This is a genomic window from Candidatus Solincola tengchongensis (assembly GCF_015711935.1).
Classification (GTDB): Bacteria; Actinomycetota; Geothermincolia; order Geothermincolales; family RBG-13-55-18; genus Solincola_A; species Solincola_A tengchongensis.
In genome coordinates this window covers 23,096-40,708 of the sequence record NZ_JACVJJ010000107.1, presented here as the reverse complement: position 1 = coordinate 40,708, position 17,613 = coordinate 23,096, and the positions used below count along the sequence as shown (strand labels likewise).

Sequence of the window (17,613 nt, the reverse complement as noted above, 5' to 3'; positions counted from 1 at the left end):
CCTCTCGCCCCCGTTGAGATGAAGGACGAACCCTCCGCGCATCCCTGCGGAGAGACCTACTCCGGCAGGGAGACCCCACGCATCGGCGGCCAGGCCCTCATCGAGGGCGTGATGTTCCGGGGAAGCCGTTGCTGGTCACTGGCCGTTCGCCGACCTGACGGTTCCATACATTCCCAGGCGGAGGCGCTGCGTTCCTTCCTGGTTCGGCACCCTTCCTGGGACCGGCCCCTGGTGAGAGGGGTCTTCGTCCTCGTCGAGAGCCTGGTCCTGGGCTGGAGGGCCCTTTCCATCTCCGCCGATCTGGCCCTGGATGAGGAGGGCAAGGAAGGAAGCGCTCTGGGAACGCTCCAGAAGGCGGCCTCTTTCCTGCTGGCCGTGGCCATCGCCGTTGGGGTCTTCGTCGCCCTGCCCACCTGGCTGGCTCCCCGCATCCTGGGCCCCGGCAGTCCGGCATGGGCCTGGAATCTCCTGGAAGGCGGTATGCGGGTGGCCTTCTTCGTCCTCTACCTCCTGCTGGTCTCCCTTTCACGGGACATGCGCCGCGTCTTCCAGTACCACGGCGCCGAACACCAGTCCATCCACCTCCTGGAACACGGTTATCCGCTGGAGCCCGAGTTCGCCCTCCGCGAGGGCACCGACCACCTTCGCTGCGGCACCTCCTTCGTACTGCTGGTCCTGGTGTTCACCGTGGTGGTCTATTCCCTCCTGGGCCGGCCCGACCTCTGGATACGCATCCTGGAGAGGGTGGCGGCCATCCCGCTCATAGCCGGCATCTCCTATGAGATAATGAGGTATGCGGAGAGGAACCCTTCTCCCTGGCTCGCGCCGCTGGTGGCTCCGGGCCTGGCCCTGCAGAGGCTGACCACCCGGCGTCCGGAGCGGGAGCAGGCGGAAGTGGCACTCGCCGCCTTGAAAGTGCTCCTGGAGAGGGAGAGTTCGCCGCAAGGGGAGAGCGATGACCTTCCTGGAAAGGCTTGAGAACCTGGAAAAGACTTACCAGGAACTGGAAGAACAGCTGTCGCAGCCGGAGGTGTACTGCGACCGAAAGCGGTACGCGGAGCTTGCGCGCAGCCATGCCGAGCTTGCCGAGGTGGTCACCCTCCTGCGCGAGTACCGTCGCTGCCTGCAGGAGGCCGCCGAGGCCCGCGATCTCCTGAGGGAGGAAAAGGAGCCCGAGATGCAGGAGTTCCTGCGCGACTCCCTGCGGGAGGCGGAAGGGCGTGCCCGGGAGCTGGAGGAGAGGATGAAGGTCCTGCTGCTCCCCGTGGACCCAAGGGATCGGAAGGACGTCATCATGGAGATCCGCGCCGGAGCGGGCGGCGAGGAGGCCAGCCTCTTCGCCGGAGATCTCTACCGCATGTACACCCGCTACGCCGACCGGCAGGGCTGGACGACGGAGCCGCTTTCCTCCAGCCCCTCGGAGCTGGGCGGGTTCAAGGAGGTCATCTTCTCCGTGCGCGGACAGGGAGCCTACAGCAGGTTGAAGTTCGAGTCGGGCGTACACCGCGTGCAGCGCATCCCGGTCACCGAGTCAGGCGGGCGCATCCACACCTCCACGGCCACCGTGGCCGTGCTCCCGGAGGCGGAGGAGGTAGAGGTGGAGATAGACCCCGCCGACCTGCGCATCGACGTCTTCCGCTCCACCGGTCCCGGTGGTCAGTCGGTGAACACCACCGATTCCGCAGTACGCATAACCCACCTGCCCACCCGGGTGGTGGTCACCTGCCAGGACGAGAAGAGTCAGCTGCAGAACAGGGAGAAGGCCATGCGCATCCTCCGCGCCCGCCTGCTGCGCATGGAACAGGAAAGGCAGCAGAGGGAGCAGGCTGAAGAACGTCGCTCCCAGGTGGGGACGGGGGATCGTTCGGAGCGCATACGTACTTACAATTTTCCCCAGGGTAGGGTCACCGACCATCGCATAGGCCTGACCCTCTACCGCCTGGAGGAGGTGCTGGACGGGGACCTGGACGAGCTTATCGAGGCCCTGGCCGCCGCCGACCGGGCGGAGAAGCTGGCGGAGTTGGGGAGCGGTGAGTGAGGGAGTGAGAGGCGGAAACGCATGGACCCGCCCGGCCGCGGAGGTCGTGGCGCTGCTCACCTGGGCGGAGCGCTTCCTGGAACGCAGCGGCGTTCCCAAACCCCGCCTCAACGCGGAGAGGCTCCTCTCCCACTGCACGGGACGCTCGCGCGTGGAACTGTATGCCTACCCGGAGAGGACGTTGCGCGAGGAGGAAAGGCGGTCCTTCGTGGGCGCCGTGGCGCGCAGGTCCCGGCGCGAGCCGTTGCAGTACATCACCGGCACGGCGTTCTTCCGCTACCTGGAGCTTTCCGTGGACCCGAGGGTGCTCATCCCCCGTCCGGAGACGGAGATGTTGGTGGAGAGGGCCCTGGCCCTCCTCCGGGGGACAGGCGGGCATCCGCTGGTGGTGGATGTGGGGACGGGAAGCGGGTGTATCGCCCTCTCCCTGGCCCGGGAGTGCCCGGCAGCCGTGGTCCACGCCACGGACCTCGACCCCCGCGCCCTTTCGGTGGCCCTGGAAAACGCGCGCCGCCTGGGCATGGAGGGAGTGGTGCGCTTTCACCTCGGGGACTGCCTCTCAGCGCTTCCTGAGGATATGAGGGGGACAGTGGACCTCGTGGTGAGTAATCCGCCTTATGTCCGGGAGGGGGATTTTCAGTCCCTGCCACCGGAGGTCAGAGAACACGAGCCGCGCTCCGCCCTGGTGGCCGGACCCCGGGGAACGGAGGTGCACCTGAGGATCCTCAGGGAAGCGTTGTCCTGGCTGACGCCCGGAGGATGGCTGCTCATGGAGGGCGGCGAGGACCAGATGGGCGAGCTGGCCGTAGTGGCCCGGGATATGGGTTACGTTGAGGTGAGGGTCCACGAGGACCTCAACGGGCGACCCCGCATGGTGGAGGCTCGTTTGACCCCCCGAGACGGCTTTACCTAGAATAATAGGGTCCGGGAGGAAAACGCCCGGCAGCGGAAGAAACAGGTAAACGGAGGTGAGGTCTTGAGCGCGTCCGGGCGTGTTGGAAGGACGATCCAGCGCCTTTCATTGGCCCTTTTGTTCCCCTGCCTCCTTATGGGCCTGCGGCTTCCTCCCGCCGCCGCGGACAGCATAAGCGAAAAGAAGGAGCAGGCCAAGGCGGTGGAAAGACAGCTCAACGCCCTGCAGGCGGAGCTGAACCGGCTGACCTCGGAGCTCAGCCAGACGCAGTCCAAGATAGCCTCACTGGAAACCAGGATACAGGCCAACCAAGCGCAGCTCTCGGCGGCCGAGGCCGAGCTGAAGCGCTGGAAGGAAATCCTTTCCAACCGCATTGTCGCCATGTATAAGGAGGGGAACGCCACCGCCCTCGACGTGCTGCTGGAATGCGAGGACTTCGACACCTTCGTCCATTCCTACGATTTCATGTCCCGCATAGGCAACCACGACGCCGAGGCCATCGCCGCCACCCGTTCCCTGGTGAGCGAGATACGGGAAAGAAGGGCGGAATTGGAAGAGGCAAGGGCGCAGTACCAGGCCTATTACCGGGACCTGCAGGTCAAACGCGCCTCCATCCAGAGCAAGCTCAACGAGCAGAAGGCCATCCTGGCCGGGCTGGACCGGGAGGTGGCCGCCCTGCTCAGCTCGCGGTATCGGGGAGCGGCCGGAGGCGGTGGCGGGACCTGGAACGTGGGCCCGGTGAACGGGCTCTATTTCCCGGTGGCCGGTCCCCACAGCTACGTCAACGACTGGGGAGCCCCGCGCTCCGTGGGTCGCACGCACAAGGGCTGCGACATCATGGCCGCTTACGGGACACCCTGCGTGGCCATAACCAGCGGGGTGGTCGAGCAGAGGCGGGGCGGGAACGCCGGCCTATACATCGCCCTCCACGGGGACAACGGCCATCTCTACTATTACATGCACCTGCAGGGTTTCGCCGCCTCCGGCCGCGTGGCCGCCGGCCAGGTCATCGGTTACGTGGGGGACACAGGGAACGCCCGCGGCTGTCCCCACCTACACTTCGAGTGGCACCCGAACCACGGGGGCCCGGTCAACCCCTATCCCCTACTGGTGGCCATCGACCGCTGACTGCGACTTTCGGCTGCGGGTAACACCAACGGCGAAGAGGACGTCCCTTATCCAGGTAAGATGTGGAGGGGCAAGAATCGGGTTCTCGACTCGTATTCGGGCATCTGAGCTTTGTGGGCCTTGTCGGCCCCAGTCCGTTCCCTGTGGTCGTCAGCCTCTGAATACCGCATGTTAGTACGGCATGCTGGCTTATAAACAACTTTTTCCGGGGCCTGGAAAACAATGCCTGTCGGGTCCGTCACCGGTGCGTTATGAGCGGCGCCCCGGCCGTCGAGCAGATGCCGCATGCCGTTGCCGCGCTCGTGGTCCATTTTGGGATGCTTGCTGGCCTCTTCGCGAAGGCCGGGATTGTACGCCATAATATGGCGGGCATGACGTGGGGAGATCCATTGTCGCCTGCCGCTTAGGATGCCGTGAAGGCAGGGCGTGTTACCTTTGCGGACGCCCTCTCAAACTCCGGAACCGCTCGCCATCAATCCGGCCAGAACGTAAAGGCGTTCCAGGTCCACGTGCTCCCGGACCAGCCGGCGGAGCACCTGCAGCTTGCTCTCCTCGTGGGTGCGGGCGCTGCGGATGATCATCTCCGCCCGCTCCGCGGTGGTGAAGGTGTCCTCGCTCACCAGGATGACGGGCATGGCCATTTCCTCGGCTTTGCCCAGGATTATGCTGGAAGGATACAGGTTACCTGTCAGGATGAGGCAACTTGCCCCGGCCTCCATGGCCGCGAGCTGGATGTCGCTGCGGTCCCCGCCGGTGACCACGCAGAAGTTGCGCCGTTTGCGGAAGACGGAGAGGGCGTGCTCCTGGCTCATGGCTCCCACCACAAGGTCCTCCACCATCGCGCCGCCGCGTTCCTCGCCGCAGAGCATCTTCCCGCCCAGGAGCCTTGCCAGGTCGGCCACGTTTATGGAGGCCAGGTGTCTCTCGTGGGGGAGGGCGCCCAGGACCGGTATGCCGTGCCTTTCCAGGTAGGGCACCAGGAGCTCGCGCACGAGGCTCTCCCGGTTGGCGGGCACCATGTTGTAGATCACCCCCAGCAGGGCTTCCCCGAAGCGGTCGCGCGCCAGGAGGACGTTGTCGGCCAGGTAGGCGTCGTTGAAGCGTTCCACGAGGACGACCTTGGCGCCGAGGGCGGGGACCAGCTCGAAGGCGGAGATGCCCAGCATCCTTCCCTGCTGGGAGGTGTAGGCGCCCTGCAGGAGAACCAGGTCCTTTCCCCTCTCCACGCGGGAAAGGGCCTCTCTGACCCGCGCCAGAAGGTCGCCGGCGCCGTCCTTGAGGCTCTCGTTGACCAGCTTGGGGGTGAGCACCACGGGGCAGATGTCCGAGAGTTCCTCCTCGAGTTCCAGGGTGCGCCGCATGAAGGCTGCGTCCTCGTCCGTAACCTTCCCCTCCTCCTGGTGGTAGCGGTTGCCCAGGGGCTTGAGGTATCCCACCTTGAAGCCGTCCTCGCGGAAGCGCATCCCCAGCCCTATGCACAGGGTGTGCAGCCCGGCGAGGCCCTGTTGCGAGGTCAGGTAGAGGTAAACCATCTCGCTCACTCCTTGAGTACTATCCTGGCGTCCGCGGCCAGGCAGCCTTTGCCTTCCTCCAGCACGCGCAGGGGGTTTATATCCATCTCGGCGATCTCCGGGAAGTCCGTGACCAGCTGGCTGATGCGCAGGATGCTCTCCACCACGGCGTCTATGTCCGCCGCCCTCTCCCCCCGGGCGCCCTTGAGGAGGCCGTAGCTCTTGAGCTCGCGGAGCATCTCCAGAGCCTCCTCCTCGCTCACCGGCGCCAGGCGGAAGCTCACGTCCCCGAGCACCTCCACGTAGATGCCCCCCAGCCCGATCATGAGCAGGGGCCCGAACTGGGCGTCACGGCTCATGCCCACGATCAGCTCCCTCGAGGGGGGCAGCATCTCCTGGACCAAGACCCCCCATATGGAGGTTTCGGGCACGAACTTGCGCGCCGCGGAGGTCACCGCCTCGTAGGCGTTGATCAGCTCGTCGGTGTCGCGTATGCCCACCACCACGCCTCCCACTTCGGTCTTGTGCAGGATGAGGGGCGAGGCTATCTTCACCACCACCGGGTAACCGATCTCCCTGGCGGCGCGGATGCACTCCTCCAGGTTGGTGGCCAGTAGTGTACGGGCCACCGGCAGACCGTAGGCGGCCAGCACCTCCCTGGCCTCCACCTCCACCAGCTCCTTGCGCCCCTGGGCCAGGACGGAGTCGAAGGTCTCGCGGACCTTCCCCCGCTCCACGTCGAAGCGCACTATGGTGCGGTGCGGCCGGGAGAGGTATTCGGTGTATTCCCGCATGGCCCTGAGGGTCCTCACCGCCTCTTCCGGAAACTGGAAATTGGGGATGCCGGCCTCCCGGAGTATCTCCTCGGCGCATGCGGACTCAGCACCCCCCATGAACACGGTGAAAACCGTCTTCTCCGCGCCGCGCGCCTCCTCCGCGACCGCCCGCGCCGTCTCCTCCACCTCGGTCATGGCCTGTGGGGTCAGGATGACCAGGAGCGCATCCACGCCGGGGTCGGGGAGGACCCTGCTCACCGCCAGGCGATAGCGTTCGGGGCCCGCGTCGCCGAGGACGTCGACGGGATTGTATACGCTGGCCGCCTCGGGAAGGCCGGAGCGCAGGGCGGCGGTCGTCTCCTCGGAGAGGGAGGCCAGCACCAGGCCGCTCCGCTCCAGGGCGTCGGAGGCGATGATGCCCGGCCCGCCGGCGTTGGTGATCACCCCCACCCGGGGGCCTCGCGGGGGCGGCTGGGTGGAGAAGCCCCTGCAGAGCATGAAGAGGTCCTCCACCGTCTCCGCGCGCAGGGCGCCGCACCTGCGGAAGGCGGCGTTGTAGGCCTTCTCCGAGCCCGCCAGTGTGCCGGTGTGCGAGGAGACGGCGCGCGCGCCGGCCTGGGTCACGCCGGCCTTGAGGACGATGACCGGCTTGCTCCTCCCGACGCGGGCCGCAGCCTCCAGGAAGCGCTCCCCGTCCTGGACCCCCTCGAGGTAGGCGGCGATCACCGAGGTGTTGGCGTCTTTTTCCAGTTCCTCCAGCACGTCGCTCTCGTCGACGTCCATCTTGTTGCCCAGGCTGATGAACCGCGAGAAGCCCAGGTGATTCTCCTCCGACCACCCCAGGACGGCGGTGCACAGGGCGCCGGACTGGGACATGAAGGCCACGTTCCCCGGGAGTGGCGCGCGGGTGGCGAAGGTGGCGTTCAGGGGGGTGGATGTGTCCGCCAGTCCCAAGCAGTTGGGCCCCAGCACCCGGATGCCGTACCGCCGGGCCGTCTCGCGAAGCTCGATCTCCCTGCGGTAGCCCTCGCGCCCCGATTCCTTGAACCCCGCGGTGATGATCACCGCCGCCGGGACGCCGCGGGTCCCGCATTCCTCGAGCACCCCGCGCACCAGTGGAGCGGGGACGATGATCACCGCGAGGTCCGGGGCCTCCGGCAGGTCGGAGACGCTCGCGTAGCAGGTGAGGTCGAGCACGGTGTCGTGATTGGGGTTCACGGGGTACACCCTGCCGGGAAAGCCGGAGCGCAGGATGTTCTCCAGGACCACCCGCCCCACCTTCCCCGGTTTCTCCGAGGCCCCCACGACCGCCACCGACCGGGGCCGGAAAAAGGCCTCCACCTCATGCCCCTTTCCATTCAGATCCTTGCCCTCCGCCTTGCCGGGGGAATGGGGTTTTCCGTCCCCTCCTCCGGGAGCTCTTTTATTATATCCGCCGCTTCCCCGTTTTCTCCTCCAACCCTACCGTTCCTTGCACGGCCGATGATTGGAAGAATATGTTAGCAGGCGGGTTAGCTCCACGGCTTGCCCCGAGCGGCGGTCGGTCATCCCGCCGGGCGACGATCCTTACGCCCTCCGTGTGCGTGCCGCTTTTCCGCGCTTGCCTTGGAGCGGGAGAACCCGACGACCTTTCGTGAGGACGGCCCGTTTCGCCGGCGCTTTCCCGAGCGGGGGAAGTCGGGAGAGAGCCCGTCCTCTTTGCCGGGAGGCGGTTGAAGGGCAGGAAGCCGGAGGCCGTACGTTGAACATGTCCCACCGCAACGTTTAGGCGCTTAAGGGTTTGAAAGAGAAGGAGAGACCGCATGTCATCCTGATATAATGGACGGATCTGCGGGAAGAGAGGGTTGTCTCTCCATGATCTACCTGGGAGCGTCGCTGTCCAAGAGGAGGAGGCGGCAATCCCGAAAAAAACACTCAACACGCCGTACTTACCCACCCGATAGGACCTTGAGGAAGTCCCTCACCAGGTATCGTCTTCCCTCTTTTTGACTGCCCCTCCGGGGCTGTCCTATAATTACATTCCGTTGTTCCTGTCAGTTCGCCGCGAATGGAGATGAACAGCCGTGCAGGACGATTTTAGGCCCACCGTACCGGGCGAGTACCGTGAGGAGAGGGAGGACGACATAGTCCTCACCGAAGAGGGCCTGAAGAGGCTCCAAGAGGAGCTGGACTACCTGAAGAACGTCAAGCGCTGGGAGGTCGCCAAGCGCATCGAGCAGGCCAGGTCCTTCGGTGACATCATGGAGAACTCGGAGTACGAGGACGCCAAGCACGAGCAGGCCTTCGTCCAGGGCCGCATAATGGAGATAGAGCGCATCCTGAACAACGCGCGCGTCATCCGGGAGGAGGAGATAGACCTCAGTGAGGTCACCCTGGGTTCCACCGTTTACCTGGAGGACGTCCAGAGGGGCGAGGAGATGAGGTTCCGTCTGGTGAGCGCCGCCGAGGCCCGTGGGGGGCAGGGCTGCCTGTCCGACCAGTCGCCGGTGGGAAAGGCCATCCTGGGCCGCAGGTCGGGGGAGGTGGTGGACGTGCAGGTCCCCTCCGGAGTCATCCAGTACCGCATCCTGCGCATCGAAAGATGACCGTGTCCGAAGAGATGAACCACCCGGATGACCTCGCCATTCCCCCCGCGTTCCGCAACGAGAGCGAACAGGTCATAAGGCGCCTGCAGAAGCTCGAGGAATGGAGGGCCAGGGGCATCGAGCCCTACGCCTGGAGATACACGCGACGCGACACCACGGCGGAGCTTCACGAAGAGTACCAATATCTGGAAAATGGTGAAGCGAGCGACTACCGCACGGCACTGGCCGGCAGGCTCATGGCCCTGCGCCGCCACGGCAAAGCCTCCTTCGCCGACCTGGAGGACGGATGGGGCAGGATCCAGCTCATGGCCTCCGTGGATTCCCTGGGCGAGGAGGGGTACCGGCTTTTCCAGGAGCTGGATATCGGGGATTGGGTAGGCGCGGAGGGCACGGTCTTCCGTTCGCGCCGCGGCGAGCTCACGGTAAGGGTGGAGGAATTCCGCCTGCTGTCCAAGAGCCTCCGGCCCCTGCCCGAGAAGTGGCACGGCTTGAAGGACGTGGAGCTCCGCTACCGACAGAGGTACCTGGACCTCCTGGTGAACCCGGAGGTGAAGCGCAAGCTGCAGGTCCGGGTCAGGACCATCGGGGAGATACGCCGGTTCCTCGACGAGAGGGGTTTTCTGGAAGTGGAGACCCCCATGCTGCATCTGATTCCGGGCGGTGCCGCAGCCCGTCCCTTTGTCACCTACCACCACGCTCTCGGGGAGGAGCTTTACCTGCGCATAGCCCCGGAGTTGTTCCTCAAGAGGTGCCTGGTGGGAGGCCTGGAGAAGGTCTACGAGATCAACCGCAACTTCCGCAACGAGGGCATCTCTTACAAGCACAACCCGGAGTTCACCATGCTCGAGTTCTACTGGGCCTTCGTGGATTACCTAGACCTGGCGGCCTTCCTGGAGGAGATGCTCTCCGAGGTGGTGGGGCGCGTCATGGGCGACCTGAAGTTCACCTACCAGGGGAGGGAGATCGACTTCACCCCGCCGTGGCGGAGGCTGACGCTCCTGGAGGCCGTCTCCCGGGCGGTGGGAGAGGAGGTCGATTCCGCCACGCCGCCGGACAGATGGAAAAAGCTGGCAGAAGTCCACGAGGTTCCCCTCGAGGAGGGATGGGGTCCGGGCAAGACAGCCACGGAGCTCTTCGAGAAACTGGTGGAGCCCCACCTCTGGGAGCCGACCCTGGTCATGGATTACCCCCGCGAGGTCTCGCCCCTGGCCCGCGCCCACCGCTCCGACCCCTTCCTCACCGAGAGGTTCGAGCTCATAGCCGCGGGTAGGGAGATCGCCAATGCCTTCTCGGAGCTCATCGACCCCCTTGATCAGCGGGAACGTTTCGAGGAGCAGGCCAGGCGGAGGGAACGCGGCGACGAGGAGGCGCACCTGGTGGACTACGATTACCTGCGGGCCATGGAATACGGCATGCCCCCCGCCGGAGGCCTGGGGTTGGGCATTGACAGGCTGGTCATGCTGCTCACCGACTCCCATTCCATCCGGGAGGTCATCCTCTTTCCCCACCTGCGTCCCGTGTGATCCCTTCGGGCGCCGCACGCGGCCCCGTTCGGCATCGGGTATGGTACGCTCCCGCCCCGACCCCGGAGAGGTCCCCTCCCGGGGCGCAGGGACTCTCGCTTTTGGATCGGGCCCTCCTCGCCCTCTCCAGCCTCTCTTCTCCGACCGCTCACATGGCCTACCCGGTGTCCAGTCCGTCTTCGGCTTGCGGGCCTTGAGGGCGCCGTTCCGGACCCCGGGGTACCCGTCCTGCGGCGAAGTCCGTCCGTCCGGCCCGCGGGGCCTCCTTTTCCGGGGTCAAGGCCGTCGTGTGAGGGGCCGATTCTTGAACCGGAAAAGGCTCTTCGGCGGATACTGGAGGCGGGAAAAGGACATGACCGACGCCATGGCGAAGCGTCTTTGAAAAGGATATAAAAGGTGTGATAATTAAGGATGAAAACGACCTGACGTGGAGGGATAAAAAGTGTTTCAAAGGTTCTCGGACCGAGCGAGGCGGGTGGTTGTCCTGGCCCAGGAAGAAGCCCGCATGCTCAACCATAACTATATAGGCACGGAGCATCTGCTCCTGGGCCTGATACAGGAAGGCGAGGGCGTGGCCGCCAAGGCCCTGGAGTCCATGGGCATCAGCCTGGAGGCGGTCCGCAATCAGGTGGAGGAGATCATCGGGCGGGGCAGCACGGCGCCCACAGGCCATATCCCCTTCACCCCACGCGCCAAGAAGGTCCTCGAACTCTCCCTGCGTGAAGCCCTGCAGCTGGGCCACAACTACATAGGCACGGAGCACATCCTGCTGGGCCTCATCCGGGAGGGCGAGGGAGTGGCCGCCCAGGTGCTCACCAAGCTGGGAGCCGACCTCGACCGGGTGCGCAATCAGGTGGTCCAGCTCCTGACCGGCGCCTCCGCCGCTTCTCGAGAGACGACCCAGGTGGGGGAGCCGGCTCCTCAGGGCAACCTCTTGCTGGACCAGTTCGGCCGCAACCTCACCCAGCTGGCCATGCAGAACAAGCTGGACCCGGTCATCGGCCGGGAGAAGGAGATAGAGAGGGTCATGCAGGTCCTCTCCCGCCGTACCAAGAACAACCCGGTGCTCATCGGGGAGCCGGGAGTGGGCAAGACGGCGGTGGTGGAAGGGTTCGCCCAGAAGATCGTCAACAACGAGGTGCCCCAGATCCTGGCCGGTAAGCAGCTCTACACCCTGGACCTGGGAGCCCTGGTGGCCGGGTCCCGCTACCGCGGCGACTTCGAGGAGCGCCTGAAGAAGGTGGTGAAGGAGATCCGCAGCCGGGGAGACATCATCCTCTTCATCGACGAGCTGCACAACCTGGTGGGAGCGGGCGCCGCGGAGGGGGCCATAGACGCCGCCTCCATCCTCAAGCCCGCCCTGGCCCGTGGGGAGCTCCAGACCATCGGTGCCACCACCCTGGACGAATACCGCAAACATCTGGAGAAGGACGCCGCCCTGGAGCGGCGCTTCCAGCCCATCCTGGTGGAGGAGCCCACCGTGGAACAGACCATCGAGATCCTCAAGGGGCTCCGCGACCGTTACGAGGCCCATCACCGGGTGGCCATCACCGACGGGGCCCTGGTGGCCGCGGCCAGACTGGCAAGCCGCTACATAACCGACCGCTTCCTGCCGGACAAGGCCATAGACCTCATCGACGAGGCGGCCTCGCGCCTGCGCATCAGGGCCATGACCGCTCCTCCCGACTTCCGGGAGCTGGAGGAGAAGCTGCAGAAGGTCCGCCAGGAGAAGCAGGCGGCCATAGCCGCTCAGGAGTTCGAGAAGGCGGCCGGATTACGGGACCGAGAGAAAGAGATTCTCAAGGAGATGGAGCAGCTGGAGGAGGACTGGAAGCTGCCCCTCGGCTCGCACCAGCTCCAGGTCACCGAGGACGACATAGCGGACATCCTCTCCTCCTGGACGGGGATCCCGGTGAGCCAGCTCACCGAGGAGGAGAGCAGCAAGCTCCTGCGCATGGAGGAGGAGCTGCACAAGCGCATCGTGGGGCAGGACGAGGCGGTGAAGGCGGTATCGCGTTCCATACGCCGGGCGCGCTCCGGCCTCAAGGACCCCAAGAGGCCCAGCGGCTCCTTCATCTTCCTGGGTCCCTCCGGGGTGGGGAAAACGGAGCTGGCCCGCGCACTGGCCGAGTTCCTCTTCGGCGACGAGTCGGCCCTCATCCAGATCGACATGTCCGAGTACATGGAGAAACACGCCGTGTCCCGCCTGGTGGGTTCCCCGCCCGGTTACGTGGGCTACGAGGAGGGAGGGCAGCTGACGGAGGCCGTACGCCGCAAGCCCTTCAGCGTGGTTCTCCTGGACGAGATAGAGAAGGCCCATCCCGACGCCTTCAACATGCTCCTCCAGATCCTGGAGGACGGGCGGCTGACCGACTCCCAGGGGCACAAGGTGGACTTCCGCAACACCATCGTCATCATGACCTCCAACCTGGGGGCCAGGGACATTAGCAAGGGCACACCCCTGGGCTTCACGGCCAAGAAGGAGGGAGGGCTGGACTACGAGAAGATGAAGGAGCGGGTGCTCTCGGAGCTGAAGAGGACCTTCCGCCCCGAGTTGCTCAACCGCATCGACGACGTGATAGTCTTCCACGAGCTCTCCCACGAGCAGATCAAGCAGATCGTGGATCTGCTCATGAAGCGGGTCAAGGACCAGCTGGCGGAACAGGACATGGAGCTCATCCTCTCCGAGGACGCCAAGGAAGTCCTGGTCAAGGAGGGTTACGACCCCGTGTACGGGGCCAGGCCCCTGCGCCGGGCCATCCAGAAACTCATCGAGGACCCGCTCTCGGAGAAGATACTGGCCAAGGAATTTCTGCCCGGCTCCACCATCCTGGTGGGCACGGACGGGGAGGGACGGATCACCTTCGAGAAGGTGCAGGCCCCGGAGAGCGGAGCGGACATAGTGCAGCTCACATGAGCTGGAGACGGCGGGGCCGGACCCCGCGCGCACCGTGCCTGTGCGGGCTCCGGCCCTTTACCTTGCCGCGATACGTGCGGGGAAGGTCGTGGCGGCCGCCGCCGGGAGCCGGGTTCAAAGCCGCGCCTTTATCTTCAGGCCACCGCGGGCCTCCGGAGCGTGGTCAGCCCAGCGCCAGGCACAGGATGAGGAGCAGCAGGAAAGCCACAGTTTCCACCGTTCCCGACCGGACGCCCTGGTGGGTGAAATGATAGAGGCCCAAGGCCAGGTAAACTGCGGATAAGAGGGCCAGCCAACCGCGCGCCGCCATGTGGGGGCGGCGCCAGGAGGGCGAGGATCTCCGGCGGCGGCTCTCCCAGGCCAGGTAGGTCATGAGCATAACCCAAAGAGAGACAGCCATCTCGGCCAGGCCGGACTTCCAGCCCTCGGTCGCCAGGTGGTAAGCGGCCACCCGCAGGTTGAGGAGTACGAAGGCGGAAAGGAGGGCGATGACCGCGGATCTCCTGCTCTGTTCGGCGGATCCCGTCTTCTTCCCCGTCCTCATGAACATCACCCGTTTCCTACTCCTTCCCCCGCGTCATGAACATCACCAGGGATATTACAACAGTTCGCGCTGCCGTCGCGCCGCTGCGCCTGCCTGAGCCCTCCGGAGCACGCCCCAGGGATCTCAACATACCCTTCATGTGCCTGCCGGTCGAGGCCGCTGCGGATCGAAGTCCGGCGTCGCCGCCTCTCGCGCCCCGTTGCCGGTGCCCGAGGCATCGCTCCCTCGTTCGGCAAGAGTGCGGGACCGGTGCTCCGGAGAGAGCGGTTCAGAGGGCCGTCCTACACCCTCTCGTGCGGCGGGCGGAGGGTGAGGACGTGGCCTGTGAGCCACAGCGCGGCATCGGCTGGGGGGACGGGTGACCACAATGCCGGAGCTCCGCCTCGCTGCACTGTCGGGTATAGGCCATGACGCCTGTTCGTTCCCGGATTTCCGCGGACTCCCCGGCTTGACACCGGTGGACCCTATAATGCGGGTAGCGGTGGCCGTGTCGGATACGCTGGAGGTCAAGGCTTCTGGTCCTTCTCACGGGAGGACGGTGCGGGGAGCGCCTGGGCGGAGTCTTGTGAGGGTCGTCGCGCGAGGGAGGTGGGCATGGGAGCCGAAAGGGCGTTTTACGTCTGCACGGAATGCGGGGAGAGCTCGGCGCAGTGGCTGGGTCGCTGCCCGGCCTGCGGGAACTTCGGGACCATGTCCAGGGAGAGCCGGGAACCTCCCGGCCGGCGTACCACGCTTGCAGTCTCCCGGCCGTTGCGCATGGTGGAGCTTGGCGGCGAGGCTCCCCGCCTGCAGGTGGGTATTCCGGAACTGGACAGGGTGCTCGGGGGCGGGGTGGTCCCCGGTTCCCTCGTGCTTCTGGGGGGCGAGCCCGGCATAGGCAAATCCACCCTGCTCCTACAGGCGGCGTATGCGCTGAGCGAGGGCGGGGCGAAGGTCCTCATGGTCAGCGGGGAGGAATCCGCCGCCCAGATCGCTTCCCGCGCCCGGCGCATCGGCTGCCTCCATCCCGACCTCTACCTCCTGTGCGAGACGGACCTGGAAAGGGTTGAAGAGGCCGCCCGGGAGCTTGAGCCCCGGGTGATGATCGTGGATTCCCTGCAGACGGTGCGCTGCCCGGAGATGGATTCCGCCCCGGGTGGGGTGAACCAGATGCGGGAATGCGTCCTCCGTTTTCAGGGGCTGGCCAAGGACAGCGGGTCGGCGGTCTTTCTGGTGGGACACGTCACCAAGGAAGGCCTCCTCGCCGGGCCCCGCCTGGTGGAACACATGGTGGACTGCGTGCTCTACTTCGAGGGGGAGCGCTTCGATTCCCTGCGCGTCCTGCGCGCGGTGAAGAACCGCTTCGGTTCCGTGAGCGAGGTGGGCATCTTCGAGATGACCGACGGCGGGCTCCGGGAAGTGGAGGACCCCTCGCGCCATTTTCTGGACCGGCGCCCCCAGCCGGTTTCCGGGACGGCGACCGCGGTGGTCATGGAGGGCCGGCGCCCCCTGGTGGTCGAGGTGCAGGCCCTTGTGGTCCCCTCCAGGCTCCCCGCCCCCAAGAGGGTGTCCACGGGCATCGACCACCGGCGCTTGGCCATAGACGTCGCGGTACTGGAGAGGAAGGGGAGGATAAAGCTGGACGACAGGGACGTCTACGTGGGCATATCCGGCGGACTGCATATCCTGGAGCCCGCGCTCGACCTGGCCGTCTGCGCCGCGGTGGCTTCCTCCCGGCGGGACAGGGCCCTGCCGCCGGGGACGGTTCTGGTGGGAGAGGTGAGCCTGACGGGCGAGGTCCGACCCGTCTCCAGGATGGAGGAGAGATTGAGGGAGGCTTCACGTCTTGGATTCTCCACCGCGGTCCTTTCCGCCAGGTCACGGGCGCGGACAAGCCGCCTGGACATGGATATCCTCGAGGTGGACGACGTGAAAGGGGCCTTGGCCCGCTTGGGGATATACGCGGCGGACCGTTGAGCCGGTGCCGCTCTCCGCCTTGCGGCCAGGGACGGGTGCCAATTTTTCACCATTCCTGCGGTGTGATATAAAGATTTTGGTAAATCCGGCGGCATGAAGCCTCTTTCGAAGAGGAGAACATGGAAGGTTACAGGAAGGACCGAGATTTCCTCCATCTGCTGCGCTTGATCGCCCCGGGCACCGAGCTCCGGGAGGCGCTGGGGCGCATCATCGCCTCCCACCTCGGGGCACTCGTCGTGGTGGGAGACGACGAGAAGGTCATGCAGGTGGTCAACGGCGGGGTGCGCATCGACTGCGAGTTCAGCGCTGCCAGTTTATACCAAGTAGCCAAGATGGACGGGGCGGTCATCCTGGACGAGGACCTGAGCCGCATCCGTTTCGCCAATGTCCATCTCGTTCCCGACCCCTCCATTCCCACCTCGGAGAGCGGGACCCGCCACCGCACGGCGGAGAGGGTGGCAAGGCAGACGGACAAGCTGGTCATCGCGGTCTCCGAGCGTATGGAAAGAGTTACCATGTACAAGGGCGAGTGGAGCCACGTGGTGCTTCCCGTGCGCGTACTCATCAGCAAGGCCAATCAGGCGCTGCAGACCCTGGAGAAATACAAGTCGCGCCTGGACCAGGTCTCCGCCACGCTGGGCGCCCTGGAGTTCGAGGACCTGGTGAGCCTGCAGGACGTGGTGAGCGTGCTCCAGAGGGCGGAGATGATGCAGAGGATAGCCGAGGAGATACGCGTCTATCTTGCCGAGCTGGGGCGGGAGGGACGGTTGATAGAGCTCCAGCTCGAGGAGCTCATGACCGGGGTGGAGAGGGAGAAGAGGAACGTCATCCGCGACTACCGCCCGGAGGGCGGGAAGACTGCGGAAGCCGTGGAGCGCAGCCTGGGCCTGTTGAGCGAGGAGGAACTCCTGCACCTGACCAGCGTGGCGCAGGCGCTGGGATATTCCGGCGTGCACGACGAGCTGGACCTGCAGCTCAGGCCTCGCGGTTACCGCCTCCTGGAGAGGATACCACGCCTGCCCAGTTCGGTGGTGGAGAGGCTGGTGAAGAACTTCGGGGACCTGCAGAGCATAATGCAGGCCTCCGAGAAGATGCTGGAGGGAGTGGAAGGAGTGGGGAGGGCGCGCGCCCACGCCGTGAAGGACGGTTTGCGTCGCATCGCCGAGGCCTCCCTGGTGGAGCGATACGCCTGACGTTGGCCTGAAAGTGATTCCTGAAGCCCATTTCCCTATTATGGTAATATTTAACAATTAGCTCCGTTTGACACCTGCAAAAGCGCGCCCCTATAATTGTTTAGGTGATAAGAGCGGAGGTCGTCAGATGCGGGAAGCCGATTGCGCCGAGTTTCAGAAGACGGTATCCGAGCACCTGGTACGCAATCGAAGCATCCTTGACGTCATGACCAAGCTTCAGGACGCGGCCACCAGGGTGAACCGGGCGTTGGCCAAGACGGTCACCTCCTGCGGTTGCCTTCGTGTGGAAGCCAGCAAGCAGGAACTGCCCGCAGATGTAAGTTTTTCCCATGTGGCCGACTACGTGAAGAGCCACATAGAGGGAAAGCTCTGCCCCAACTGCACGGACGTCATCGAGACCGAGCTGGGGAACGCGCTTTTTTACCTGGCGGCCATCTGTTGCCTATTGGATCTGGATTTCAAGAACGTTCTGGAAAGGGAGAACGACCGAATAAGGACCCTGGGAGTCTACAGCCTCACCTGAGTGCGG

Annotated in this window: 13 protein-coding genes; 10 read left to right on the top strand and 3 right to left on the bottom strand. The window is 65.3% G+C overall.

The features are described from left to right. The first annotated feature begins 18 nt into the window (after positions 1 to 18). From H7007_RS10770 to H7007_RS10755, 4 genes are all read left to right on the top strand, one after another. A complete protein-coding gene (locus H7007_RS10770; protein ID WP_287155272.1) occupies positions 19 to 978 on the top strand; it encodes a DUF1385 domain-containing protein in 960 nt (319 codons plus the stop codon). Then, positions 956 to 2,038: a peptide chain release factor 1 gene (prfA, locus tag H7007_RS10765; RefSeq protein ID WP_287155271.1), complete on the top strand. Its 1,083-nt coding sequence runs from the start codon at positions 956 to 958 to the stop codon at positions 2,036 to 2,038. The genes H7007_RS10770 and prfA overlap by 23 nt, the downstream gene beginning before the upstream one ends. Further along, complete coding sequence (prmC, locus tag H7007_RS10760) at positions 2,031 to 2,951, top strand: peptide chain release factor N(5)-glutamine methyltransferase (protein WP_287155270.1); 921 nt, start codon at positions 2,031 to 2,033, stop codon at positions 2,949 to 2,951. Before prfA ends, prmC begins: the two co-directional genes overlap by 8 nt. Before the next feature lie 201 nt (positions 2,952 to 3,152). Further along, positions 3,153 to 4,079: a murein hydrolase activator EnvC family protein gene (locus H7007_RS10755; RefSeq protein WP_287155269.1), complete on the top strand. Its 927-nt coding sequence runs from the start codon at positions 3,153 to 3,155 to the stop codon at positions 4,077 to 4,079. 449 nt (positions 4,080 to 4,528) lie between these two features. Here the strand turns inward: H7007_RS10755 and H7007_RS10750 are convergent, their stop codons facing one another. Further along, a complete protein-coding gene (locus tag H7007_RS10750) occupies positions 4,529 to 5,611 on the bottom strand; it encodes a phosphotransacetylase family protein (protein WP_287155268.1) in 1,083 nt (360 codons plus the stop codon). Positions 5,612 to 5,616: 5 nt separating this feature from the next. Next, positions 5,617 to 7,707, bottom strand: coding sequence for an acetate--CoA ligase alpha subunit (gene acs / locus H7007_RS10745; protein ID WP_287155267.1), 2,091 nt, complete (start codon positions 7,705 to 7,707; stop codon positions 5,617 to 5,619). A 722-nt stretch (positions 7,708 to 8,429) separates the two neighbouring features. Here acs and greA point away from each other — a divergent pair. From greA to H7007_RS10730, 3 genes are all read left to right on the top strand, one after another. Continuing rightward, positions 8,430 to 8,951 carry a transcription elongation factor GreA gene (greA, locus tag H7007_RS10740; protein WP_287155266.1) on the top strand — a complete coding sequence of 174 codons (522 nt, stop codon included), beginning with the start codon at positions 8,430 to 8,432 and terminating at the stop codon, positions 8,949 to 8,951. Further along, complete coding sequence (lysS, locus tag H7007_RS10735; protein WP_350340645.1) at positions 8,948 to 10,474, top strand: lysine--tRNA ligase; 1,527 nt, start codon at positions 8,948 to 8,950, stop codon at positions 10,472 to 10,474. The genes greA and lysS overlap by 4 nt, the downstream gene beginning before the upstream one ends. 442 nt (positions 10,475 to 10,916) lie before the next feature. Continuing rightward, a complete protein-coding gene (locus H7007_RS10730) occupies positions 10,917 to 13,391 on the top strand; it encodes an ATP-dependent Clp protease ATP-binding subunit (RefSeq protein ID WP_287155264.1) in 2,475 nt (824 codons plus the stop codon). Positions 13,392 to 13,554: 163 nt separating this feature from the next. Here H7007_RS10730 and H7007_RS10725 read toward each other — a convergent pair whose 3' ends face one another. Further along, positions 13,555 to 13,944 (bottom strand): hypothetical protein, encoded by a 390-nt coding sequence (locus H7007_RS10725; RefSeq protein WP_287155263.1) that lies wholly within the window; start codon positions 13,942 to 13,944, stop codon positions 13,555 to 13,557. Between the two features lie 585 nt (positions 13,945 to 14,529). On the opposite strand from H7007_RS10725, the gene radA reads away from it, so the two are divergent. From radA to H7007_RS10710, 3 genes are all read left to right on the top strand, one after another. Continuing rightward, a complete protein-coding gene (gene radA / locus H7007_RS10720; protein ID WP_287155262.1) occupies positions 14,530 to 15,891 on the top strand; it encodes a DNA repair protein RadA in 1,362 nt (453 codons plus the stop codon). Between the two features lie 119 nt (positions 15,892 to 16,010). Continuing rightward, positions 16,011 to 17,084 carry a DNA integrity scanning diadenylate cyclase DisA gene (gene disA / locus H7007_RS10715; RefSeq protein WP_287155261.1) on the top strand — a complete coding sequence of 358 codons (1,074 nt, stop codon included), beginning with the start codon at positions 16,011 to 16,013 and terminating at the stop codon, positions 17,082 to 17,084. 127 nt (positions 17,085 to 17,211) lie between these two features. Beyond that, positions 17,212 to 17,607 (top strand): nucleoside triphosphate pyrophosphohydrolase family protein, encoded by a 396-nt coding sequence (locus H7007_RS10710; RefSeq protein WP_287155260.1) that lies wholly within the window; start codon positions 17,212 to 17,214, stop codon positions 17,605 to 17,607. Positions 17,608 to 17,613 lie beyond the last annotated feature (6 nt).